Origin of the sequence: Mycobacterium sp. 1274756.6 (assembly GCF_001668625.1) — a bacterium.
Classification (GTDB): domain Bacteria; phylum Actinomycetota; class Actinomycetes; order Mycobacteriales; family Mycobacteriaceae; genus Mycobacterium.
Window position 1 is genome coordinate 1 of sequence record NZ_LZLJ01000031.1, and the last position, 563, is coordinate 563.

Below are 563 nucleotides of genomic sequence, written 5' to 3' on the forward strand. Positions count from 1 at the left end.
ACGGTCATCGATATCGCCGACCCGGTGATCGCTGATCAACCGGCCACCGTGCTGCCATTCGGGCCGGCGGCCGACGATATCGCCTATGTCATTTACACCTCAGGCACCACCGGCAGACCGAAGGGCGTGGCCGTCACCCACCGCAATGTGACGCGGTTGTTTGACGGGTTTGATGGTGGTGTCACGTTGGGGGCTAGCCAGACGTGGGCAGCGTGCTCGTCGTTGGCGTTTGACTATTCGGTGTGGGAGGTGTGGGGAGCGTTGCTGCACGGGGGCCGGCTGGTGGTGGTGCCCGAGCAGGTGAGGCATTCGGCCCAGGACTTGCAGGAGTTGCTTGTCGCCGAGCAGGTCACTGTGTTGAGCCAAACTCCATCGGCCATTGCCGCATTGTCGCCGAAGGGTTTGGAGTCGACGGCGTTGATGGTGGCTGCTGAACCGTGCCCGGTTGAGGTGGTGGATCGGTGGGCTCCGGGGCGGGTGATGCTTAACGGCTATGGGCCCACGGAAACGACGGTCTTCGCCACGGTGAGTGCGCCGTTGTCGCCGGGTTCGTCGGTGGTGCC

1 protein-coding gene is annotated in these 563 nt (G+C 64.1%); it reads left to right on the forward strand.

The window, feature by feature from the left end; all coding sequences use genetic code 11:
• A partial coding sequence (locus A5643_RS04090; protein ID WP_156628517.1) for an AMP-binding protein occupies nucleotides 1–563 on the forward strand: 563 nt, incomplete at both ends.